This window comes from Oscillatoria sp. FACHB-1407, assembly GCF_014697545.1.
Classification (GTDB): domain Bacteria; phylum Cyanobacteriota; class Cyanobacteriia; order Elainellales; family Elainellaceae; genus FACHB-1407.
Window position 1 is genome coordinate 241,521 of sequence record NZ_JACJSA010000006.1, and the last position, 23,917, is coordinate 265,437.

16 protein-coding genes are annotated in these 23,917 nt (G+C 49.1%); 8 read left to right on the forward strand and 8 right to left on the reverse strand.

The window, feature by feature from the left end:
• The first annotated feature begins 732 nt into the window (after window positions 1-732).
• The 5 genes from H6G89_RS12475 (at window position 733) to H6G89_RS12495 (ending at window position 7,555) form a co-directional block, all read left to right on the forward strand.
• On the forward strand, window positions 733-2,292 hold the full coding sequence (locus tag H6G89_RS12475; RefSeq protein ID WP_190506580.1) for an AAA-like domain-containing protein: 1,560 nt from the start codon (window positions 733-735) through the stop codon (window positions 2,290-2,292).
• A complete protein-coding gene (locus tag H6G89_RS12480) occupies window positions 2,289-5,153 on the forward strand; it encodes a tetratricopeptide repeat protein (protein WP_190506582.1) in 2,865 nt (954 codons plus the stop codon). Before H6G89_RS12475 ends, H6G89_RS12480 begins: the two co-directional genes overlap by 4 nt.
• Window positions 5,146-5,610, forward strand: coding sequence for a transposase (locus tag H6G89_RS12485; RefSeq protein ID WP_190506584.1), 465 nt, complete (start codon window positions 5,146-5,148; stop codon window positions 5,608-5,610). Before H6G89_RS12480 ends, H6G89_RS12485 begins: the two co-directional genes overlap by 8 nt.
• A 118-nt stretch (window positions 5,611-5,728) precedes the next feature.
• Complete coding sequence (locus H6G89_RS12490; protein WP_190506586.1) at window positions 5,729-6,730, forward strand: MBL fold metallo-hydrolase; 1,002 nt, start codon at window positions 5,729-5,731, stop codon at window positions 6,728-6,730.
• A 171-nt stretch (window positions 6,731-6,901) separates the two neighbouring features.
• Window positions 6,902-7,555: a cadmium resistance transporter gene (locus H6G89_RS12495; RefSeq protein ID WP_190506588.1), complete on the forward strand. Its 654-nt coding sequence runs from the start codon at window positions 6,902-6,904 to the stop codon at window positions 7,553-7,555.
• 43 nt (window positions 7,556-7,598) lie between these two features.
• Here the strand turns inward: H6G89_RS12495 and H6G89_RS12500 are convergent, their stop codons facing one another.
• The 8 genes from H6G89_RS12500 to H6G89_RS12535 all read right to left on the reverse strand — a co-directional run bounded on the left by H6G89_RS12500 (window position 7,599) and on the right by H6G89_RS12535 (window position 18,237).
• Complete coding sequence (locus tag H6G89_RS12500; protein ID WP_190506590.1) at window positions 7,599-8,366, reverse strand: hypothetical protein; 768 nt, start codon at window positions 8,364-8,366, stop codon at window positions 7,599-7,601.
• A gap of 347 nt (window positions 8,367-8,713) precedes the next feature.
• Window positions 8,714-11,455, reverse strand: coding sequence for an alpha/beta fold hydrolase (locus tag H6G89_RS12505; RefSeq protein ID WP_190506592.1), 2,742 nt, complete (start codon window positions 11,453-11,455; stop codon window positions 8,714-8,716).
• Window positions 11,456-11,543: 88 nt separating this feature from the next.
• Complete coding sequence (locus H6G89_RS12510) at window positions 11,544-12,311, reverse strand: class I SAM-dependent methyltransferase (RefSeq protein ID WP_190506594.1); 768 nt, start codon at window positions 12,309-12,311, stop codon at window positions 11,544-11,546.
• A gap of 34 nt (window positions 12,312-12,345) precedes the next feature.
• Entirely contained in the window at window positions 12,346-13,383 is a 1,038-nt protein-coding gene (locus H6G89_RS12515) for an ABC transporter substrate-binding protein (RefSeq protein ID WP_190506597.1), read from the reverse strand.
• A 51-nt stretch (window positions 13,384-13,434) separates the two neighbouring features.
• Window positions 13,435-14,259, reverse strand: coding sequence for an ABC transporter permease (locus H6G89_RS12520; protein ID WP_190506599.1), 825 nt, complete (start codon window positions 14,257-14,259; stop codon window positions 13,435-13,437).
• Window positions 14,260-14,274: 15 nt separating this feature from the next.
• The gene (locus H6G89_RS12525) at window positions 14,275-15,087 is read right to left on the reverse strand and encodes an ABC transporter ATP-binding protein (protein ID WP_190506601.1); all 813 of its coding nucleotides are present in this window, start codon (window positions 15,085-15,087) and stop codon (window positions 14,275-14,277) included.
• An 832-nt stretch (window positions 15,088-15,919) separates the two neighbouring features.
• Window positions 15,920-17,104 carry a DegT/DnrJ/EryC1/StrS family aminotransferase gene (locus H6G89_RS12530; RefSeq protein ID WP_190506603.1) on the reverse strand — a complete coding sequence of 395 codons (1,185 nt, stop codon included), beginning with the start codon at window positions 17,102-17,104 and terminating at the stop codon, window positions 15,920-15,922.
• A 62-nt stretch (window positions 17,105-17,166) separates the two neighbouring features.
• A complete protein-coding gene (locus H6G89_RS12535) occupies window positions 17,167-18,237 on the reverse strand; it encodes a glycosyltransferase family 1 protein (RefSeq protein WP_190506605.1) in 1,071 nt (356 codons plus the stop codon).
• A gap of 619 nt (window positions 18,238-18,856) precedes the next feature.
• Between H6G89_RS12535 and H6G89_RS12540 the strand changes: the two genes are divergently transcribed.
• From H6G89_RS12540 to H6G89_RS12550, 3 genes are all read left to right on the forward strand, one after another.
• Entirely contained in the window at window positions 18,857-21,214 is a 2,358-nt protein-coding gene (locus H6G89_RS12540) for a tetratricopeptide repeat protein (RefSeq protein WP_190506607.1), read from the forward strand.
• A gap of 426 nt (window positions 21,215-21,640) precedes the next feature.
• A complete protein-coding gene (locus H6G89_RS12545) occupies window positions 21,641-22,423 on the forward strand; it encodes a PIG-L deacetylase family protein (protein WP_190506609.1) in 783 nt (260 codons plus the stop codon).
• Between the two features lie 249 nt (window positions 22,424-22,672).
• A complete protein-coding gene (locus H6G89_RS12550) occupies window positions 22,673-23,809 on the forward strand; it encodes an alpha/beta fold hydrolase (RefSeq protein ID WP_190506616.1) in 1,137 nt (378 codons plus the stop codon).
• Window positions 23,810-23,917: the final 108 nt, after the last annotated feature.

Consider the following 23,917-nt stretch of genomic DNA (forward strand, 5'->3'; position numbering starts at 1 on the left):
TATGAAGTCAATCTTAAGCTCTAAAACATCTGCTATTGCTTGATCCCCCCAACCCCCCTTAACAAGGGGGGAACCCAAGCAGGAGTCTGAAGTCCCCCTTTTGAAGGGGGATTTAGGGGGATCGAAACAATCGACGCGGACTACGAAAGATGAAGGGTTTGATGAACCGACGCAGGTTGGTTTTGCTTCGATAGCGGCGGTTTTAACCGCCAAAATCCTTATCCCAAATTCACGTTAATGTTAGGGCCTAACTGTATTGACTCACCGGGTTATCCCAAAGACTACCAAGCTCACACAAGAATACTCTGGACAGTTTTTATGAAAAATCTGAAAACCTGCATTGTGCCGTTAGCATTGACCCTCACCCTAAATTCCCTCCCAATTGGGGCTACGGTGCATACAAAAGTTCTCTCAGCCCCCTAAATCCCCCATTCTGGGGGACTTTGAGCCATATGAGGCGGATCGGAAGTCCCCCAATTTTGGGGGGTTGGGGGGCAAATGCAGGATTTTGAGGTTGAGACAAGAGATATGTATACACCGTAGCCCAAAAAGGGAGAAGGGGTTGGGGGATGAGGGCAAGCCCTCTCAAAACAGTCCGAACTATTGATACAAGAATCCGTTGTGTTTCCAAGTCAATTCGGCATGAGTTTGAACCCTGAAGATTGCCTGGATAAAATAGTCGCAACCAGAAAATATTGATATTCTGAACTCACGGAATATTATCTGCTTGCTATGAGTCAACAGACTAAGCCCGTCGAAGTTTTTATCTCCTACTCGCACCGAGATGAAAAGTTGCGAGAAAGACTGGACTCCCATCTGTCGCTGTTGCGACGGCAGGAAGTAATTCAAGCGTGGCACGATCGCAAGATTACGGCAGGCTCCGAGTGGGCAGGGGCGATCGACGATAAGTTGAACTCGGCGGATATTATTCTGTTGTTGATCAGTGACCAGTTTCTTGCATCGGACTATTGCTACGGCATCGAGATGCAACGGGCAATGGAGCGGCACGAAGCCAAAGAGGCGTGTGTCATTCCGATTATTCTCAAGCCTGTGGACTGGAGTAGTGCGCCCTTTGCCAAATTGCAGGCATTTCCCAAGGATGCCAAGCCTGTTACTAAGTGGAACAATCGGGATGAGGCGTTTCTCAACATCGCCAAGGGGATTCGGGAAGCCGCAGAGACAATTGCTGCCCGGCCGCAAAAGCCATCCCCTGAACCAGAGCCAGTTCCATCCCCAGATCTCTCGGAAGCCATCACCGTTATCCCGCCCGATCGCCTCGACCTGCCGGAGGGTTCCGTTGGCTTAAACTCCCCTCTGTACGTGGAACGTCCGCCGATTGAGGCAAACTGTTATGGCGAGATTGTCAAACCGGGGGCACTGATTCGCATCAAAGCTCCCCGACAGTGGGGCAAGACTTCCTTGATGCAGCGGATTTTGCAGCGATCGCGCGAGCATGGACACCGCACCGTCTGCCTCAACCTGCAACTGGTGGATGGCGACTCCCTCACCAGCATCGATCGCCTGTTGCAGTGGCTCTGTGCCAGTGTCGCCAATGAGCTAAATCTGGATGACCGTCTCTCGGACGTGTGGAAGCCGATGCTGGGCAGCAAGAGCAACTGCACCAACTATTTCCAACGCTACCTGTTGCCGACGATTCAGCAACCGCTGACCCTGGGACTGGATGAGGTGGATCAGGTGTTTCAACATCTGGATGTGGCGCAGGACTTTTTTGGCTTGCTGCGGGCGTGGCACGAGATGAGCAAAAACGACCCCACCTGGCAGCGGTTAGGACTGGTGATTGCCCACTCCAGGGAGGTCTACATTCCCTTGAATGTGGAGCACTCGCCGTTTAATGTGGGGTTGCCGACGGAGTTGCCGGAGTTCACCTCCCAACAGGTGATCCATCTGGTGCAGCGGCACGGCTTGAGATGGTCAGAGCCGCAGATCGCCCAACTGCTTGAGATGGTGTCGGGGCATCCCTATCTGGTGCGAAAGGCATTGTATGAGATGGCACGAGGCATGACGCTGGAACGCTTTTTGCAAACGGCTCCCACCGAAGCAGGACTGTACGGGGATCACCTGCGGCGACACCTGGAGAACCTGCACAGCGACCCGCAACTGGCAACGGCCATGAAGCAGGTGGTGAGCACACCGGGAGCCGTCGGACTGGAGCCAAAGCTGGGCTTTCGGCTGCACAGTATGGGCTTAGTGCGCTTGCAGGATGATGAAGTGATTGCCCTGTGTCACCTCTATCGCCTGTACTTCGCGAAACGGTTGGGGGGACGGGCATGAACAACCACTCGACCCCATACGAATATCGGGTTGGGGGCAGTCTGCCCGTGGATGCCCCCAGCTATGTCGAACGGCAGGCAGACCAGGACTTGTACACCGCCCTGCAAGCAGGGGAATTTTGCTATGTGCTGAACTCGCGCCAGATGGGCAAGTCGAGCTTGCGGGTGCGAACGATGCGACGGTTGCAGCAGGAGGGCTTTGCCTGCGCCGACATCGATATTACGGGAATTGGTACGAAGAACATCACCGACGAGCAGTGGTATGGCGGGTTGATCGACACACTGATCCACAAGCTGCACCTGACCCACATCGACCTGGTGGAGTGGTGGGAGCAGGAACGGTTGCTCTCCCCGGTGCAGAAATTTGGCAAGTTTATTGATGCCGTCCTCCTCAGCGACATTGCCCAACCGATCGCCCTCTTTATTGACGAGATCGACAGTATCTTTAAGCTCGACTTTAAGGACGATTTCTTTGCCCTGATCCGTTCCTTCTATAATCGGCGGGTGGATGATCCCCGCTATCAACGGCTATCGTTTGTCCTCTTAGGGGTTGCCACTCCCTCGGATCTGATTGCCGACAAGAGCCGCACCCAGTTCAACATTGGCAGAGCGATCGCCCTCAACGGTTTCCAACCCCACGAAGTCGCACCCCTGGCACCTGGACTGGCGGCAAAAACCACCCATCCCCAAGCCGTATTAGCCGCGATTTTAGAATGGACGGGGGGACAACCCTTCCTCACCCAAAAACTCTGTCAACTGGTGCTGACCTTACCGGACAGCATTCCCCCCGATGAGGAAGCCGCTGTTGTGGCTCAACTCGTGCGCGATCGCCTCATCACCAACTGGGAATCGCAGGACGAACCTGTGCATTTGCGAACCATTCGCGATCGCCTGCGTGCCAGCGAGCAACGCACCGGACAACTGCTCGGACTCTATCAGCAGATTTTGCAACAGGGCGAAATTACCGCTGATGGCAGCGAAGAACAGATGGAACTGCGCCTCTCCGGTCTGGTGGTCGAACAGCACCAAAGACTCAAGCTCTATAACCCCATCTATGCAGCGGTGTTTGATGCTGCTTGGGTGGAAGAGGCGCTGGCAAAACTGCGCCCCTATGCCGAAGCCATTAGCATCTGGCTTGCCTCAGACCGCACCGACGAGTCACGCCTGTTGCGCGGTCAGGCATTGCAGGAAGCCGTGGAGTGGTCGCAGGGCAAAAACCTGAGCCAGGACGACAACGACTTCTTGAGAGCCAGCCAAGAACTCGCCACCCGCGACATGGAAGCGGCACTCGCCCAGGAAACCGAAGCCAAGCAGATCTTAGAAGCCGCTACCCGCAAAGCCAATCGCCGCAATCGCATTAGTTTAGAGATTTTGGCAATCTCACTCCTGGTTGCAGCGGGAGCTGCACTCTGGTCATTTCGAGAACTGGACATTGTAGAAAATCGCGCCACCCAACTTTCTGCTGAAGCCGATGCCACCGAAGCCCGACTCACAACTGCCCTACAGAACGAAGCCGAGGCAGTCGCAGAACTGAGGCGAGTCACCGCAGAGCGAGAAACCGCTGAACAAGAAACAGAAAAAGCTCAAGACCAACTAGAGCGAATCACCGCACGGGCAGAACGCGAACGCGCCACCGCTCAACAACAACTGCAAGCCACCACCCGCCAACTCAACGCCACCAAAACCGATCTGACAAACGCCAACCGACAACGACAGACCATCGAAGCCCAAGCCCGACAAGCCGAAGATCGCTTAGCCACCACCACCGCCCGTGCCGACGAAGCCACCGAGCGTCTGGAGGAAGCCTCCGCTCGTGCGGAAGAAGCCGAACGCCGCACCGGAGAAGCGGTCGCTGCCATGAGTCAGGGCAGAGAAATCTTTGACACCATCATCCCCCGGTTAGAAGGTGCTGGAACCTCACTATTTTCCACTGACGACATCAGCACCATCAACGAAGCCTATCAACGCTTTTTAGATGCTGCCGGAGGCGTAATTGGCGAACAATCCGTTGAAACCCAAAGCCTTTATGGATTAGGTGTTGCTCTCTTAGTACGAGGACGTTACCCCGAAGCATTGGAGACGTATGAACAGGCTCTCAAAGGGTTTCAAGCTCAGGGAAATCGCCAGTCAGAAGGCACTACCCTCAATGACATTGGAACGGTTTATGCTTATCAGGGGCAATACGCGAAAGCACTGGAGTATTACCAACAAGCTCTTGCCATTCGGCGGGAGGTGGGCGATCGCTCTGGTGAAGGAGTTAGTTTGGGTAGTATCGCTTTTGTTTATCAAAATCAAGGACAGTATTTGCAGGCACTCAACTATTACCAACAAGCTCTTGCCATTGCTCGTGAAGTGGGCGATCGCCGGGGTGAAGGAGTCACCCTCAACAACATTGGAGAAATCTATCGCAATCAAGGGCAATACCCGCAGGCACTCGACTATTATCAACAATCTCTTGCTATCACTCAAGAAGTCGGCGATCGCCGTGGTGAAGGAGTCACCCTCAGCAACATCGGCGGAATTTATTGGGAGCAGAGGCAGTATTCACAGGCTTTAGACTATTACCAACAAGCTCTTGCCATTGCTCGTGAAGTGGGCGATCGCCTTGGCGAAGGAGTCACCCTCAACAACATTGGCAGTGTTTACGCTAATCAACAACAATATGAGCAGGCATTAAGTTATCTGGAACAGGCACTTGCTATCCGTCGTGAGGTAGGCGATCGACAGGGTGAGGGGTTTACGCTGGGTTGGTTAAATACGGTTTATCGGGGATTGGGTCAACCCGATCGAGCGCAGGAGTTTCAAGCGCAGTGTGTGGCGATTCGAGAAGAGATTGGGGCACCGATCGGGTGTGGTGAGTAAGGGTTTAGATCTGCGACTTCTTGAAGAAGTCGCAGATCTGGAGGCAAGGGGCGATCGCTCCGTAGATACCCAACCATCGTCATGGCATTTCGGTCATAACCGACCACCCAATCCGGGTGTGGCATTCGGACAGAGGCGATCGCACAGACCCAAAAACAATTTGCCAAATGCCGCACCCCAACCACCCCGATTAACCAAAGGATCAGTAGGGGCGATCGTTCTCAATTTCAAATCGATTACAACGCGACGAATCAATCAACTACGTAAAATGAGCGGCGTTCCCCTATGGCAACGCGACTATTACGATCGCATCATCCGTGACGAAGAAGCCTTACTATTCATTCGGCAATACATTCAAAACAATCCCCTCGCATGGAGCAAGACCCATTACATCCCGACAACTCATCGGATGGGTAACAGAATTGAGGTTCTCGCCTTCCATATTGCGCGACGCTGACGACGATGCTCTACCTCCATCGTGAATAATCACCTTATCGGCGATAGCCGAAACAGGAAGCCCAGAGTAGCATTGATGGCATCTATTGAGTTCGCACAGGAATTTGACACAAATCATCATGCAACACCTTCGCCAATGGATTGTAGGGCTGGTCATCGCTCTAGTCACACTGCTTGGAATTGTGAGCGTACAACCCAAAATCTCTGCCCAAACCCCATCCGAGTTAACCCTGGATGTCGCAGGAGTGCAGGTAGAAGAAATTGCCAATGGGGTCTACAGTTTCATCTCCAGCACGGATTTTCCCCCTGCCGATCCAGAAAGGGTCGCGATTTGTAATGCCACCGTTGTGATTGGATCAGAGGGTGTTCTGGTGTTAGATCCATTCCAGAACGAAGCTCTTGCCAACCTTCTCTTTTCCACAGTAGCAACCCTCACCGACCAACCCATTCGATACGTTGTCAATACCCACTACCACTTTGACCACTCCGGTGGAAACGCCGCCGTCAAAGCTCAAGGATTTCCAATCCTGGGACGGGGGTTGATTCGGGAGTTTATGCTCACCCGCAACCGAGAAATGGATCCGAATGTCACTCCTCCAGACGTCGTGGTGAATGGTAAGCAGGAAATTTGGCTGGGCGATCGCCAGGTGCAGTTGATGGAGTTTGATGGTCATTCCGGTGGCACGGATATGGTGGCGTACATTCCCGATGCCGATGTGCTGGTAGCAGGAGACTTGCTCTTTTCTCAGCGAATTCCCTATCTGGGAGATGGCAATATTCGGCTGTGGCAAGAAAACCTGGATAAGCTGATCAGCAGCTATGGAACGGCGAAAGCTGTGCCGGGACATGGACCCATGGGCGATCGCACCACTCTCGTGACCCAGAAGACCTATCTCGCTGACCTGGAAGCTCTGGCTGTGGGGTGGCGAGAAGCAGGGTTGTCTCAGGAGGAAGCCATTGCTCAAACCACGGTTCCTGCTGCTTATGCAGATTATCTGTTTCAGGGGCTATTTCCTAACAATTTAGAGGTTGCTTATCAGCAGATTGTTTTGGGACAGGATGATGCAGCGTCGATTCAACAATACTTCGCGGCTCAACCGCCGCAATTGAAAGCTCTCTAACCAACTTGCTAACACTGATAGGACTGACAATGTCCTGCGTGGACTAGACGAACGAAGAAAATGATACCAATTTGAATTGGCTTCGCTGCACAGGATTCCGTAAGGGCGTTTCGCGAAACGCCCCTACCCCGTGATCTGCCACAATCAAACATTAAATCGGTATGAGATGCTATGGGCTGGATTACACAAGCTGTCATTACCGGAACAACTGCCTTTATTGCTACCAATATTGATGACATCGTTATCCTGATGTTGTTTTTTGCTCAGGTCAACACCACATTTCGCCCCCGACACATCATTATTGGTCAATACCTCGGATTTGCGGTTTTAATTCTGGCGAGTTTGCCGGGTTTCTTTGGAGGGTTGTTGATTCCGCGAGAATGGATTGGATTATTAGGCTTTTTGCCGATCGCCATTGGATTAAAGCAGTGGTTCAGTCCAGATGACGATGATGCAGTAAAAACCGTATCCGACGAGCTAATGCATCCCACCGAAAAGTCATCCCTCTCCTTCAATTTGGCAAAGGTGCTGGCTCCTCAAAGCTATAGTGTGGCAGCAGTTACTATTGCCAATGGTGGAGACAATATTGGTATATACATTCCACTTTTTGCCAACTCTAACTTAACAGTGTTAGGTATAACACTGATTGTTTTTTTTGTGTTAATTGCTGTGTGGTGTGCTGTTGCCTATCGACTCGCCCACTTCCCAGCGATCGCTCATGTGTTAACTCGACATGGTCATGCGATCGTACCATTTGTGTTAATCGGCTTGGGTATTTTCATTCTGGTGGAAAGTAAAACCTATCGACTTCTGAATTGGAGTTAATTTCTGCATCCCACTCTGTCAGGTTCTACTCTGTCAGGTCACACTATGCCATTAAAAAATAGAACATAACAACAAACATCAACACCACACTCACTTGCACAGCGGAGTCAACTTTTGTTAGCTCCTTCTTTTTACGCTGGGATCTCAGGCTAGAGCGAGTTGTAGCAGGTTGCGCGACGGGCAGACGATACCCCTCATCGAGCGTAATTTGTATCGTATCTACTGAAAGTTTCTCCAAAACTGGTTCTGGAGTACTTTCTGTAGAGTTGTGCGAGTCACGGTTTGTCTTATCTGATTCCGGAGGGGGTTCAACGGTCAACGATGGAGTTAACGAAGGCGGAACTAAAACAGGTTCCGGAATGGCTGTGGGCAGAGGAGAGGCAGGAGGTGCGATCGCGTCTACTTTCACAGCAACTGGTTCAGGCGTTTTTGGCTCAACCTGTTGGGTAACCACTGGGGCGGATACCGGAGTGGTGACGGTTTCAACGGAGGGTTGGGGGGATGGCTCTAGCAAAAACTCAGCAATCCAATCCGGGAAGTCTTCATCAACTTGCCACGCATACAACCGAACTCCAACAACAGACGCAGGGCGAAGGCGCAAAATGCCACGTCGGGTAAAGGCGATCGTGGCGTGTTGATTGAGTAGGCGAGGTGCTCGAAACATTAACTGAAGACACCCATCCTGTAAAATCGCCTTGACCCGAATTTTTTCCGAGATCAGCGCGTCATTCATCAGAACGGCGATCGCCGCTGCATCGCCTTGCTTCGCCCGTTCCATCAAAGCCTGTAAAACAGTCATGAGAGAAGCCATCCACCATTACAAAACAATTCCCGATGGATATCCGGCAATTGCTTTGTCATATTATAGTACTTTTGTACGATAGACGTTGTCAAAATTTGGCATTCTCCACAGGTATAGCCGTAGCCACATTCGATGGGGCAGAGGCAAGTCAGAAGGCTTTCCTAGAATCAGGATTCGAATCATTGCCTCTGGGTGCATCTGACGGTTAGGGGAGTGGCGGTTAAAACCGCAGACTTCGGCGTGAGCCTCAGCCGAACGCTACCAGAACAAAGCCTGCCTACGCAGGTTTAAAACCTCAGTCCGCGTCGGCAGACTCCGCTCCAATCGCCGCGAATTCATTCGCCAGGTTCAGTCCCTCAATCACTAGATGCACCTGATGCTGAGTTGTTTTGGGCTGTCTCTAACACTTGTTTGAGGGCAGATGCCACTTTCGGCAACGCTTTGTAGTTAAATAGGTTGCCAAAGAAACCCGGAATTTGAATAGTATCAATGGCTTGGCTGGTCAAATCATGCCAACCCAGAGCAGAGCCAAAATGCCATGCTCGGACTTGTCGAGTTGCCCGCAAAAGTACGATGGAACCAGGGTAAACTTTAGGTCTGTATTGAGCTTTAGCGGTTCGATTAATTGCCTCCGCCCGAATGTATCGCATTTCGTGGGAGAGCGTCTCTCCCAGATTGGTAGTTAGGTGAGGTGCGCTGGATGCCTCCGCACGATGTTGTTTGGTTTCAGGTTGAGGATTGCTGGTTTCAGTTAAAACTGTTTGGCGATCGCGCTGCTGCAATTTTCGTTTCAACACTGTATTAATCCTCTCTGGCAATTGACGCAATCCTCTCAGATTGCCGTGGTAGTAGTAGGATTTTTGCAGTTCAAACAGCGTTTTATGGACTGAATTTTGTAGCCTAAACCAGGAGGAGGTGGGCAGTGGTTTAGGAGCGTAGGAATCGATTAAGACAAAAAGAGCGATCGCTTCACCTTGAGCAAGCAATTGATGAGCTATTTCAAAGGCAACCACTCCGCCAAAACAGTGTCCCCCAATGAAGTAAGGTCCGTGGGGTTGAACCGTACGCATCTCTTCAATACAGTGAGCCGCTAACGCCTCAACCGTGGTTTGAGTGACGGGTTTGCCATCTAAGTCAGGGCGTTGAAAGGCATAAAAGGGTTGATCAGATCCCAGCAAACGAGCTACGCCAGACCATTTCAGAGCATCCGCTGCACCGCCATGAAAGAATAAAGAAGGTTTGGTGCCGTTAGGTTGTACAGGGACAAGAGCCATCCAGGGCGATCGCGTCCCTTGTTCCAAAAGGACTGCCAATTCAGCAATGGTGGGAGCCTGTAATAGTGTTGCGACGGGGAGGTCATAGCCCAACTGCTGTTTGATATCGCTCAACAGTTGTACCGCCAGAAGGGAATGCCCTCCTAAATCAAAGAAATTGTCATGAATTCCTACTTGTTCTAATTTCAACAACGTGCGCCAGATGACGGTTAATTTTTCTTCTAATGATGTTGTAGGAGCAACCAATGATGTATCCAGATGGCGTTGTGTCCAATCCACTGGGGGCAGTCCAGCGCGATCGATTTTGCCGCTAGCGGTCAGGGGCATCTCGGTTAGCGCAACAAACACCAGAGGAACCATGTAATCTGGCAGCGTCTGAGTGAGTGCTCGTCGTAGGCGGGTGGTTGAGGGGGCAGGCTCTGCCTGAGGAATAAAATAAGCAACCAATTGCTGTTCGCCATTGGCATCTGGTTGAGCAACAACCACAGCCTGTTTTATCGAACCAAGCTCTAACAAAGCGACTTCAATCTCGGATGGCTCAACCCGATAGCCTCGAATTTTGAGCATAAAGTCTTTGCGCCCTAAAAACTCCAGACAACCATCGGGACGCAGGCGACCCAAATCGCGGGTGAAATAGATTTGTGTTCCATCTCCAGTGGGACTGGGTAAAAACTTCTGACGAGTTAACTCGGGGTTGCGCCAGTATCCCGCTGAAAGATAACGACTTTTAACGACAATTTCTCCTACTTCATTGATGTCAACGGGTTGACCTGTCTCATCTACTAAATAAACCTCTTTATCTTCAATGGCGTAACCAACTGGGACGACAGGGCTATTAATTTCCGTGTGGCGATCGATGATAAAACGGCGAATCATGCCTGTTTCGGTTGAAGAGAGCCGTTGGATGAGGATGCAGTCTTCTGGAAAGTAGCGTCTAAACCGCTCTACATCGCGCCTGAATAACTTACCCGATGGAATGATCTGGCGTAACTTGGGAAATGTTTCTTCACCTGTTAACCAATCCAATAACTGTTGAAATAGCATCACCGGAAGATGAAATATGGTAATTCCCTCATGCGTGAGCCAATTTACTAAAGTATCTAGCCCTGCCCCTTTAACGTTATACAAACACAATGTTGCTCCATTTAAAAGAGCATTAAAAATATCAGAGATAGAAGCCCCAAAACTGCAAGAATACAGAAGCGAAATTTTATCGCCTGTGTGAATTTTGTAGTCGTTGGTTTCCAACCAGATGCGATGTAGAATTTCGCGATGGGGACGAGCAACCCCTTTTGCTTTTCCCGTTGAGCCGGAGGTATAAAAAATTCCCGCGAGGGTATCACCGTTAATCGGTACATCAACCTCATCAGAAATCTCTGTATCCAGTTCGTCAATGTTGAGAATTTGATAAGTGGTTTGTGTGGATACTAATTCCTGTGCCAGAGCGAGATTTTGGCTATTTGTGAGAATTAATTCACCCTGCAAATCACTCAAGATTTGACTTAACCGGAATTGTGGATAGGACGGGTCTAACGCAACATAGGCTTTGCCCGATATCAGTGTACCGAGCATTGCAGTCATCATCGCCGCATCATGCTCTAATAACAGGGCAATCGGTTCCTCACCTTGTCCTCGTTGACGCAAAATGGCATGAGCGATTTGATTGGCGTTGTGATGAAACTCAGTGTAGGTCAGTTGGTGGCGATCGCTCTGAATGGCGATATGGTCAGGAAATCGGTTGACCACATATCTGAAGCGATGGGCAATCGATCGCTCAATTTCATCTTTGGCAAAACCAATGAAGGTATGAGTTTGAGTCATCATGGTGTTCAGTCCAATGCTCTAAGGGTTGATTCATCCGATTGGTAGAACAGGACACCCATTTTGAATCAAAGCAACCGATGCTAAAGGTCTACCCTTGAGTAGAATCCTGCATTTGTCCGAGATGCAACTCCGTCTCAAAAGAAACTGTAATGCGATCGCCAGAGCAAAACTGCTCAAACATACTCCTGACGCAACTGACAAACGTTTGATATAGGGGATGATCCTCGTTTGGTGCAGGCGACAGTGACGACAATCGCCCTAAAAACTCTTCCCATGTCTCATCTCTAAAGCTGGGAAAGGCTAATCTCAAAACGTTTTCATGCCCATAATAGAAACTCAGTGGCACCCGTTCTCGCTCAAATTTGTCTGCCTTGACAGCCCACCCATTTTCTTCGACCCGTAACGCTTTAAACACCTTCAGCAATGCCTGATCCGTACACGGATTTTGCAGAATAGCGAGCCATCCTCCCGGTTTGAGAATTCGCAAAAACTCCTGGCGGGTTTGAGTCGGTTGAAACCAGTGAATCGCTCGCCCTACGACAATTAAATCAACGGATTGGTCGGGTAAGGTGGTTGCTTCTGATAAACCGTTGATGTTGAAAAAGCTTGGATAATGCCCCAACTGTTCAGCGGCGATCGCCCTCATTTCATCACTCGGTTCAATGGCAAACACCTGCTTGACCCGCTCTACAAAGTGTTGGCTCACCATGCCCGTACCCGACCCCACATCAGCCACAGCCGATTCTGCTGTCAGTTGACATCTGTCAACAATCGTAGCGATCGCATCGGGGACATAATCCCAGCGATAGCGAATGTATTTCTCTGCTTTTGTTGAAAATCGGCTAATGGTATCCATCGTGGATGATCAATTGTTTGCAAATGAGATGTGGCTATTGGGGATTGTTATACAAGCCTGCGATAAAACCGTTGGTTTCCAATTCTTTCACAATCGTCAAATCCACTACATCCTCTGGCTTTGTATTCGCAGCGTTGGCATTTTCAGCTTCTAACTGCGTCAGCAGGGTCTGAATGCCTTCAACACTGGGATAGGGTATCTGAGGCAGGTAGTTTTGCACTAAAACGTCGTAAGCTTCTACCAGGGATGGCTCATCTTCTTGAGGGTCAAGCAGCATATATTTTGCCATCACTTCCATCGTGCCAGATTTATCGGTTTGCATCAGGGCGATCGCCTCAGTAACTGCTTTCATTACACCTGAAACAACCGCTCGGTTTGACTCAATATACGTCCGGGTCGTCACGATTCCAGTGTGTTGATAGGGAATATCAAGTTTAGACATCTCAACTAAAACTTGATACCCCTTTTCCTTGGCTTCGATTGTTTCAGGGACGGATACTACCGTACCCACAACTTGCCCTGTTTCCATAGCGGCTAATCGTTCTCCCTGTCCACCAACCGCCAAAATCGTGACATCTTCATCGGGCTTTAAGTTCAGCGTCCTCAAAATCTCACGAATTGCTGCATCGGAAGCACTTCCGGGCTTACTCACAGCTAAGGCTTTGCCCCTCAGATCTTCAGCTGTCTTAATGTTGGGGGTCACCATGAGTGAATAGGGATAGGTATTGATGATTCCTCCGACAAACACTAAATCTTCACCCGCAACGACCGCATTTACGACTGCTGAGCCTGCAATTTGGCAAACTTCCGTATTGCCAGTCAGCACGGCAGTAGTCGCATCTGACCCCCCTTCAATGGATGACAGGCTCACCTTGACACTGTGCTTTTCAAATAGCCCTTTGTCCTGAGCGTACCAGGTCACAATTTGAGTTCCTGAAATGCCGCTGTAGCACATATTAATAGATGTATTTGCAGTAGCAGTGTCAGTTGAAGTAGTAGCTTGATTTGTGCAAGATACGACTACAACAGCAAAGAGTGTCAGAATTGCAGACCACCAGTATTTTGCTTTCATAGTGAGTTGGGAAGTGTGATGGGTGAGCAGAGAAATTTGATGAAGGGAAAATTAGGGCGATCGCCATCGCTCAAAACGAGTTTCTAGAAGTTTGAGTAATTCCGTTAAAACGTAACCTGTCAGAGCCAGAACAAAAATGCCAACGAACACCTTATCCGTTTGGAAAGTTGCCCCTGCTCTCCGGATCATGTGACCCACCCCCGCTTGGGCTGCAACCAGTTCTCCCACCACAACCCCAACCAATCCTCGACCGACGGCTAGGCGCATTCCCGCAATGATAAAGGGAATGGAGCTAGGCACCGCCAGAGTCGTAAAGATTTGGTAGTCATTTGCGCCAAACGAACGGGCGCACTTCAGTAAATTGGCATCAATGGTTCTCATACCTGACAACACATTGATCAAGATGGGAAAGACTGCTCCTAGAAAAACAACAGCAATTTTTGAACTGATGCCGATGCCTAACCACAAAATCAGCAGAGGGAGCAACGCAACACGGGGTGTGGCGTAGAGTGTTGAGATAAATGGATCAAAGGCTGCAAATAGACGACGATACCAACCGAGACAAATTCCCAATGGAATGCCAACCGCAACCGCCAGAGTAAACCCAGCGATGAACTCGGTCGCGCTCACCTGAATGTCGTACCAGAACCCGTTGGCAAACAACCACTGTGCTGCTTTGACAATACGACTGGGGGAACTGGTAAAGAGCGGTTTGACGATTCCCAAGTGAGGCAGGAGTTCCCAAATGATCAAAAAAATCGTCAGGGTCATTAATGCTAGAAGGGTGTTTTCATGGCGTTGCAAGCATCTCTGCCATGGATGTTTACCCTGTTCTAATTGAGTGGGGTTCAGTGGCTCCCGACGAAATTTGCTCATAGCCGTTTCAAATCTTCAAATCAATGTATTTGCACTCAGCGGTTGAATGGACAGATCGATCGCCCCAGGATCAATTTGCAACAGTTCCCAGATTTGATTCTCAAGCTGGTTAAATTTGGATTGGCGTTTCATCGCAAGGGTGCGGGGGCGTGGCAGCGAAATTGGCACGATGGCTTTCACCTGTCCGGGGCGAGCCGACATCACCATCACCTGATCTGCCAGAAAAATGGCTTCGTCGATTTGATGAGTGACGTAAATTGCGGTTGTGCCAGCTTCTTGCCAGATTCGTTGCAACTCTAGCTGCATATACTCACGGGTCTGAGCATCTAATGCAGAGAGCGGCTCGTCTAATAACAAAAGCCTGGGTTCAATCGCCAGTGCGCGGGCTAAATTAACCCGTTGTTGCATCCCGCCTGACAACTCATGAGGATAGCTCTCCTCAAATTCTTTTAGCCCAACCAGATCAATAAAACGTTTGGCGCGATCATGGGCTTTGTCACGGCGATGTCCCTGCAACTCCAACCCATACATCACATTGCTGATCACCGTCCGCCAGGGCATCAGAGCAGGCGATTGAAACACCATAGCGCGATCGCGACCTGGACCTGCGATCGCCTCACCATCCAGTGAAATAGTTCCAGTTTTGACGGGCAACAAACCAGCAATCACGTTTAGCAGAGTTGTCTTGCCGCAACCGCTCGGACCCACGATCGCTAAAAACTGCCCTTCTTCGACTTCAAAACTGACATCTTGAACAGCAGGAACTAAACGCTGTGAGCGTTTGACAAAATAATCAATACAAATGTTTTCAGCTTTTAGCTTTGCCATTGTATTTCTCATTTCTACAATAAGTAGCTTGGCGTAATTAAACGTCAGATAGAGGAGGGGATGGAGGGGGATGTATCTCCCTTCTTGGGGGCAACGCCCCTAAACCCCCTTTCCTACACTTATTTATAACCACCTACTTAACACTGCTGAAAATATTGCTAGATCAGCAACTTCTTCAGTGGGGCAACCAGTGCAATCGTAATTTGGAAAAAACTGAATTGAGAACGAATTTTTACCTGAAATTACACTTGCGTATATCGTAAATGTATACAGGTACGATAAATGTAAATATTTAGTAGGATTCATCCCTATTAAGATGAACCCTACTTAAAGGATGTTGATGGGTTGCATCTAGTGATAGGGGAACTGAAGCCAGCGAATGAATTCGTGGCTATTGGAGCGAAGCCCGTGCAGGCGGACTGAGGTTTTGAACCTATGTAGGCAGGCTTGGTTCTGGCAGCTGCGGTTTTAACCGTCACTTCTCTAACCGTCAGATGCACCCATGTTGATGGTTTTGGCCGGGTAGGTGTAAAGGGGTAAGGGAGTAGAAGGATAGCTGGGGGATCATTCGGTAGCTCCTCCACTCCTTTACCCCTGTACGATGTGCTGTCATATAGCCCTACGTATATGCATTAGGACATAAGGGGGTGTGGGGGCTGCGCCCCTAGCCAGGGGTTCCACCCCTGCACCCCGTCCTAACCTTAGTGAATACTGCTATAATCCCTATGGTCAACTCTACCGTTGCCGCATTCGATGGAGCGGAGGCGAGTCAGGACGCTTTCCTGGTATCAGGGTTTGATCCATTGCCTTAAGCTTTCTGACCAAAGCGATGCTAGTGTGTGCAGGGGGAGTGTTGCGAATTACATCGGCACGGAAGGGCGATCGCATCAAGTTGAATGTCAGGTTTTGCTGCATATCCCAATCCAGTACGAACCGTATTTGAGACGTAAGCAATATCACTGTCACTTAAGTCAAAGTATGAGGGGAGGTTGATACCCCGTTGGGCGACTTTGTGGGCGATCGGGGTATCAACTGATGCGTCGTGGTACATGGGCATAGCTGATAGTGGACAAAAGTAGGGTCTGGTATCGATACCCCGTTGCTTTAGCTCTACCATCCATTGATCACGTTCTTGCTCCGTTAAACCTTCAATTTCCAGGCACACAAGCCAAAACACATTAGATGCCCACGAGGCTGTGAAGTTTAATTTGACGTTTGGAATGTCAGCTAGATAGTAGTGATATTGTTCAAAAATGGCTTGTTTCTGACTCAAAAAATCGTCAATTCGATGGAGCTGAGCTAACCCTAACGCAGCCTGTAAATTAGTCATGCGGTAGTTAAACCCGATTTCATCGTGCCAATATCGCTTTGTACTGCTCATTGCGTGATCTCGAAGATACCTGGCTCGGCAGTAGAGGTCTTCATCATCGGTGGTTAGCATTCCTCCTTCGCCACAAGTGATCACTTTGTTGCCGTAAAAGCTAAACACGCCGCAATGTCCTAATGCACCTGTTCTGCGCCCATGAATGGAGGCACCATGCGCCTCAGCCGCATCTTCAATAACAATCAACCCATGTTGAGTTGCAATCCGGTTTATTTCTGGCATATTGGCAGGATGTCCATACAAATGCACAGCAATGATTGCTTTTGTGTTGGGTGTAATTGCTTTTTCAATCGCTACCGGGTCGATGCAAAGGGTGTCTTCCTCGATATCAACCAGGACAGGTTTTGCTCCGGTATAAGCCACCGCATTTGCTGTCGCAATAAAAGTTAAATCAGGAACGATGACCTCATCCCCTGCTTTGATGCCGTAGCTTTCTAAAGCCAAATGTAGAGCAGTTGTACCGCTTGAAGTGGTCAGTGCATATTTTGTGCCACAGTATTCTGCAAATTGCTCCTCAAAGGTAGTGATGTATTGACCCAGAGATGAAATCCAACCTGACTGGAGCGCATCCAGCACATAAGTTGTTTCCAGAGCCGTTACCGAAGGTTGTGATACTGGAATGAAGTCTCTCATGGTCTAACATCCTGCAAATGGCATAGCGGTAAAGTCAATTGGGTTGAGCTTACGGGATCGTCCTAAATGGGGTGATGCAGATAGGATGCAAAAACATCGGTATTTTTTGCCAAACTGTGATGGCTATACCAGGTGTGAGCTTGAGTCGCGATCGCCTGAAGTTGTGCCAGTCTGAAGTCTTCAAGCTGTTTGCCTGCCACCAGATATTGCTGATTGGCGTAAATACCATCGGCTTCGGAGGGGTTGTAGGTCGTACAAACGGGCAACAACCCGTGAGCACAAAATGCTGCAAACACCGACGATTTACCCAGGTCGCCCGGAAAGGGGGTGTAGTCCATTAGCCCTGCAAACGAGGTTGACATTAAATGCTGGACTGCCTCTGCTGATTGAAACCCCTTCTGCACCAGACGTACATTACCAAAGCGGGACGCATCTAGGTCTAGCGTGGCTCCAATATCACATACCTCTTCGATGCCCAACGCCTGGCAGGTTTGCAACAATGTAGGTAAATGGTTTTTATACACTCGTTGGCGATCGTGCCCTCCAAACACAATCAAACGTCGATCGCGCATATGCAGCGGAACTACGGTTTCAGGCTCACCAATGGTGGAAAAATCAGGAATGCAAGGAACATCAGACTGAGTCCATTTAGCAAGATGTTTTTTGAAATTAGAACTGTCAGTCATCACCGTGTCAGCAATCTCTGCTAACCGTCGAGAGGCGATCGCCTGAATGGGGTTCAGGACTTTAAAGTGTCTCCATTTTAACGTTGGCAATTCGTGAAACATGACAATTAATTTCACTGAGTATTGCTGTTTGATGGCACGCAATCCATCCACAAGCCAGAAGGGGGCATCCCACTTGTTCTGTAGGTAGGGATAGTTACTGTAGTGCAAGATGATGTTATTAATGTCCTGGGGAATTGCTTCTAAAAGGGCTTGAGTGGTATGTTCGCTGAGTTTTGCGATGGGGAAATACTCAAGTTCTGAACTGTTTTTAGGACCTGGCTTAAAAATAATAAATTGTGTGTTAATCTGGTGTGCTTTCAGCAATTGCCCAGCTAATCTCACTGCATAATCTCCGACTCCATCCGTGTAAGGTGGTAGCCGAGGAACAATTTGCGCAACTTTCATTGGTTTTATATAGCAACCGAAGGGTTGGTTAGGGCGGGGTGCAGAGGCTCACCCCCTTGTCTCAACTATCTCGACAGGTGCTATAACTGTTGGAGTTGAGAACTTGGCAAATTAGTTCGCAGTCATGGAAAGCCCACCGTTGCAAACTACAGTAAAGCAAGAATTTGTTTGTCGAATGTAGATTGTTTCACGGCGGTGGTGATGGCTTTAAACTGCCAAAAATCCTATCCCGATCTGTGAAATGTGAGAACGGGATGTCGATCAAAACCCTTCTTGAGAACACTTTTTGTATATCGTTTCAAGTGTTATCAAGCCTGGTACAGCACGCCCGATTGAGAATTCTTTAAACGCCGTATATGCCAGCATTAGCAATGGCAAACCTAACATGGCTCAATTAGAGTTGAGATTCTGAATTGAGATTAGGTAGAGCACTTGTAATGGTTCTAACATGACAAAAGCAATTTATCGTATATGAAAAAAGAACTTGTTGATCTCTTAATCTGCAATTGCTGTTTTATAAAGTGAGTCTAAATAGATGTTCCTTTCGTTTTGTAACAAATTGTTAGATAGGTAAGGTTGGCTCGGAAGACTGGATTGTCACCTCCTGACCTGACCTCTCATGCTATCCATTGTTTACGCGATCGCTCTCCTGCTGCTTGTGTTTGCACTACCTCATTGCATCGCTGCCTGGAATACTCGCCACACGACGATGCGATGTATACGAATTCATCCTGTTGTGGCAAAAGACGTACCAGAGCACTTGAAGGTGATCTTTAAGGAGGCGATCGCCGAGCTACGACCTCACGGATTTAAGATGGTGAGTTGCCATCAGATTGAGCAGGGTTCTGAGAAGGAGGAAAAACAGTGGGGTGTTTTGCTGCAACATGCGTCGCAGTCAACCTATGCAGGATTAGTGCTGCGCTCATTATTAGACAACGCAACACCGTTCACCCTGAGTTTCATCACAGTCCTCGAAGATAAAACCCTGCTCAACACGTCTAATAGCCCTTTTTTTGGGGTTTTTAGCCCCAACCCTCAGGAAATTTCCCAGCATGTTGGGTCGGTTACGATGGCTCAGCAGTGGCAGATACATCAAGACAAACTGGCAGAACTGAATCAAACTCGGCGATCGCTTATTCTCTCAGCTGAGGAACTGTTGAAGCAGCTAGAAACGCACAACCAGGCAGGCATAGAGCGACTCGTCAAAACTGGAGAAGTGCGTTGGGTCAAACCTGGAGAGAGCTATCGATTAACCTGGTGGACAACAGCCAGATTGGTTTATTTAGTGTCTCGGCGCAAACCCGTCGTGTCGCAGCAGGCAAATGCACAGGCGATCGCCTCTACAACTACGGCAGCTACCCCGACCGTGGAGCTAGAGATTGAAGAATTTCATCGGTTGGAACAAAAACAACACAGTGGCATTTCTCAACGTGGGAAGAATTGGCTGTTATTGGGGACTTTAGCGTTATTTGTAGCCTCCTATTCGCCCATTTTTGAACCACAGAAGTTGTTGATTTTTGTAGCCGTATTGCTGCTGCACGAAGGCGGGCACGTTCTGGCGATGAAAGTCTTCGGCTATCGCGATACGGTGATGCTGTTTATTCCATTTCTCGGCGCACTGGCAACCGCTCGCAAGGATAATGCCTCCCTCACCGAAAAATTTTGGATTTCACTGGCGGGTCCGCTGCCTGGATTGATTTTGGGAATTGCTCTGGCGATCGCCTCTGGTATTACTGATCTAACCGATCCCACCGCAATAGCTGCCTGGTTTGAGGAGACAAATTGGATGCGAGAAGCCATCTGGATGCTGATTCTCCTCAACTTGTTTAACCTGCTGCCGATTTACCCACTCGACGGAGGGCAGATTGCAGATTTACTGCTGTTTTCCCGCAATCCCTATATAGGGGTGGTGTTTAAGAGCATTGGCGTTGTACTCCTGGGGTTACTGGGGTTAATGAAGCCCCTCATGCTCACATTTGCTCTGTTAATCGCCATGACAATTCCCGCTACGTTTCGGTTGGCTAAGCTCAACAGTCAATTCCGCAAAGACCTGCGACAACTCCCCCACGACGATCGTGACGGGGTGCTGCGGTTTCTCTTTACTCGACTGCAAGAGCCTCCCTATCGATCGCTGCCCTTTGCTCAAAAGTACAGAATGGTGGTGGGTTTGCTAGACACCCGCCGAGAGGATGCCGCGAAGTGGCATGTCAGAGCCAGTTTGACCGGGATCTATTTAGTTAGTTTGTTAGGTGGGTTTGCAGGTGGCTTGTATGCCTATGTGCCAAATTGGACAGTCTGGGCAAGTATGGTAGAGAGTCTGACCTACCGCCAGTGGGCTTATCGCGATCGCATGGCGCAAGAAATTGAGCAAGCAGATCAAGCACTTCAAGCCAATCCCAGAGATGAGCAGGCTTATCTACAACGGGGTAGAGCCAGATTGATTTTAGAGGACTATCAAGGGGCGATCGCAGACGCGAATCAAGCCATACAAATCAACCCCAACTCTGGCGAAGCTTACCATCTGCGTGGAGCCGCACATGAAAATATAGGCGATACAACCGCCGCCACCAGTGACCATGAAAAGGGCATGGAGTTAATTGCACAGCAAAGCCTGGAGAGGGTGAATCAGACCCTTAGCCAGAATCCTCAAGATACTGAAGCCTATCTCTATCGAGCCAATTTATATCTGACGTTAAAACGCTATCCAGAATCATTAGCCGATTGCAATCAGGTTTTACGGATTGAGCCAAACAATCTATGGGCAGTGTTGTCCAGAGGGGAGGCTTACCTGGCTATGAATCAATACCCAGAAGCACTGGGGAATGCTAATCATGCTCTCCGCTTGAATCCTAACTCTGCCGATGCCTATGAGTTTCGCAGTCGAGTCCATGATCAGATGGGAAATCAAGTAGAAGCGATCGCAGATGAACAACAGGCAGAAACGCTCTATCAACTCCAGGAAGAGAGCGAATACTGATTTAGAGCATGAACGTGAAGGGCGATCGCTTCATTTCAGCCGCATCCAACTGTTATACTGCCGCAGCTAATCGGAGTGTCTCCTGATTTCTTCAATTTTTGGTGAGGATATCAGATCAAACGCTTTAGCGTTATTTCCGTTGAATATAATAAATTTGAGGCGTGCTTTTACCGATCCATATGATGAGGCAGGAATGTGGAGGCGGCACCCTCGGTCGGGAGTTACACCTCTACACTTTCCCGTAATCATAGCTTTGGTCAAAAAGCCTGGGACAAAGGCAGTGGCGCAAATACTGATTCTGGGGATGCTTTCTGAATCGTCTCTGCCCCATCAAATGTGGCTACAACATAACTCTTTGAGTGCTATAGCCAGTATTCAGGCAGTTTCATAATTACACGGTTGAACGGGTAACTTGAGTTAAAAACTATGACGATAAAAGCTTATTTAAAGCGATTGCAAAGCTTGTTTCCAGATGCTTGGTTAGAAATGCTGCAATATATGCACTCTAACTTAATCTTTTGGTGGATTTTGCGGAGCGGTAGCAAACCCATGACGTTTAACCATAAATCAGTCATGGTATTTTCTCCTCATCAAGATGATGAGACGTTTGGCTGCGGTGGCATGATTGCACTGAAACGAGCGCATGGTATACCAGTGGCAGTCACATTTCTAACGGATGGTGGTGCAGGTGGCTCACTCACAGATTCGACGACTAGCCTTGTTCAAATTCGCAAACAGGAAGCAACCCAAGCCTTAGAAATCTTAGGAGTTGATTTAAGTCATATTCACTTCCTGGATAAGCCAGATGGTGCTTTGCCAGATTTGGACGATGAGGAACGACAGAAAACGGTTGTACAGATTGCTGATTTGCTCAAGGTATATCAGCCAGGAGAAGTTTACATTCCTCATCGTAAAGATTGCCATCGCGACCACGAAGCAACTTATGAACTCGTCCAAGAGGCGATCGCTCAAGCAGGTATTGAGGTTGAGTTATTGCAGTATCCGATCTGGTTATTTTGGAGAGCACCACTATTTATCATGCTCAAGTTGCAAGATTTAGCGGCCGCTTACCATTTTGCGATCGCACCCGTTCAAGAGCAGAAACAACTTGCCATCGCCTCCTACCGTTCACAACTGACGGGGCTTCCTCGTGGCTTTACCAATCGTTTCCGCAGTGCAAATGAAATCTTCTTTAAAGTGAATTTGTGAAACCCAGACAGGTATAGCTTTGGTCAGAAAGCTTCAGGCAAAGGCAATAGCTCAAACTCTGACGCTGGAAAGGCTTCCTGACTTGCCTCCACCGCATTGAATGCCGTAGCCGCATTGGCGATAGCCACAGGAGAAGCCCTGAAACAGAGCTATGACAGAGGCTCTAACTTTGGAGGGTTATGCAGACGACACCAATTCGCTTAACCTCAACCTGTATTCTTTCCGGTGGAGGGTTGGTACGTCATGTTCATGCCCCTCGATTTTCTTCTGCGCTGCTTGTCAGGTGTGCTGACGATCGCACTGTTGGGTGGCGCAGGTTATATTCTCCATCAATGGTATGAGGGAGAACTGGTGAGCGATCGCTGGTTAGTGTTGGGGTTGTTGATGCTGCTCTGGTCAGTGTTGGGGTTTTTGCCCATTTTGCTGCTCCATCGTCCGGGACGAGATGAACCGAAGCCCATTCGCAGCGATCGCGTGCAGCGATTGGTTAGACCCGATGGGAGTGAGATTCAAGTTGAGTTTTATGGAGTTCATTCTCGTTCTGAGGAAATGGCTTCGCATCACCGTCCTACCTTGGTTTTGACCCATGGTTGGGGACCAGATAGCACCGTTTGGTATTACGTTAAGCAACAATTAACGGATCAGTTTCAGGTTGTTGTGTGGGATTTGCCCGGACTCGGCAAATCTAAAAAGCCTAACAATCGAGACTACTCCCTGGAAAAATATGCGCGTGATTTGGAAGCTGTTCTTCAACTGGTCGGTGAGCAACCTGTCGTACTGTTGGGACACAGCATGGGAGGCATGATTCTACTAACGTTCTGTCGCTTGTTCCCAGAGCATTTGCAGCGACGAGTGGCTGGTTTGATCATTGTGGATGCTACTTACACGAATCCCTTAAAAACAACGGTCTTTCATAAACTATTGTTAGCGTTACAAAAGCCTCTTCTACAACCGCTACTCTACGTGGCGATCGCCCTCTCTCCCTTGCTCTGGTTCACCAGTTGGCTCAGCTATTTAAACGGATTCACCTTATTGACGACAGAAATTTCTGGATTTACGGGCAGAGAAACCCGAGGGCAACTTAATTTTTCTACATTAATTGGACTGAAAGCATCTCCTGGCATCCTGGCACGCGGTATGTTAGCAATGCTGAAGTTTCACGAGGCGGAGACACTTCCTCTCATCACTGTCCCTACATTGGTTGTAGTAGGCAAGTCTGACATTGCCACACGACCTTCTGCCAATCAAGAGATCAGTAGGGCAGTGCCGCAAGCCGAACTAACTGTGTTGTCTCCTGCGGGACACATGGGGTTGATGGAGCGCAATCGACAGTTTTCGGAAGTGATTCGGTCGTTTAGTGCAGCGTGTCTGGGCTTAAAGCGATAACTTATAGCTTTGGTCAGAGAGCCTAAGGTAAAGGCAATGGTTCAAACCCCGGTGCTGGGAAAGCTTTCTGACTCACCTCCGCCCCAGTGAGGAGTGTCGCCACGGCTA

What these genes read in the sequence shown, in the direction of transcription:
- H6G89_RS12475 (WP_190506580.1), top strand. Translation starts at nt 733, where the DNA reads ATGAGTCAACAGACTAAGCCCGTCGAAGTTTTTATCTCCTACTCGCAC.
- H6G89_RS12480 (WP_190506582.1), top strand. Translation starts at nt 2,289, where the DNA reads ATGAACAACCACTCGACCCCATACGAATATCGGGTTGGGGGCAGTCTG.
- H6G89_RS12490 (WP_190506586.1), top strand. Translation starts at nt 5,729, where the DNA reads ATGCAACACCTTCGCCAATGGATTGTAGGGCTGGTCATCGCTCTAGTC.
- H6G89_RS12495 (WP_190506588.1), top strand. Translation starts at nt 6,902, where the DNA reads ATGGGCTGGATTACACAAGCTGTCATTACCGGAACAACTGCCTTTATT.
- H6G89_RS12500 (WP_190506590.1), bottom strand. Translation starts at nt 8,366, where the DNA reads ATGGCTTCTCTCATGACTGTTTTACAGGCTTTGATGGAACGGGCGAAG.
- H6G89_RS12505 (WP_190506592.1), bottom strand. Translation starts at nt 11,455, where the DNA reads ATGATGACTCAAACTCATACCTTCATTGGTTTTGCCAAAGATGAAATT.
- H6G89_RS12510 (WP_190506594.1), bottom strand. Translation starts at nt 12,311, where the DNA reads ATGGATACCATTAGCCGATTTTCAACAAAAGCAGAGAAATACATTCGC.
- H6G89_RS12515 (WP_190506597.1), bottom strand. Translation starts at nt 13,383, where the DNA reads ATGAAAGCAAAATACTGGTGGTCTGCAATTCTGACACTCTTTGCTGTT.
- H6G89_RS12520 (WP_190506599.1), bottom strand. Translation starts at nt 14,259, where the DNA reads ATGAGCAAATTTCGTCGGGAGCCACTGAACCCCACTCAATTAGAACAG.
- H6G89_RS12525 (WP_190506601.1), bottom strand. Translation starts at nt 15,087, where the DNA reads ATGGCAAAGCTAAAAGCTGAAAACATTTGTATTGATTATTTTGTCAAA.
- H6G89_RS12530 (WP_190506603.1), bottom strand. Translation starts at nt 17,104, where the DNA reads ATGAGAGACTTCATTCCAGTATCACAACCTTCGGTAACGGCTCTGGAA.
- H6G89_RS12535 (WP_190506605.1), bottom strand. Translation starts at nt 18,237, where the DNA reads ATGAAAGTTGCGCAAATTGTTCCTCGGCTACCACCTTACACGGATGGA.
- H6G89_RS12540 (WP_190506607.1), top strand. Translation starts at nt 18,857, where the DNA reads ATGCTATCCATTGTTTACGCGATCGCTCTCCTGCTGCTTGTGTTTGCA.
- H6G89_RS12545 (WP_190506609.1), top strand. Translation starts at nt 21,641, where the DNA reads ATGACGATAAAAGCTTATTTAAAGCGATTGCAAAGCTTGTTTCCAGAT.
- H6G89_RS12550 (WP_190506616.1), top strand. Translation starts at nt 22,673, where the DNA reads ATGCCCCTCGATTTTCTTCTGCGCTGCTTGTCAGGTGTGCTGACGATC.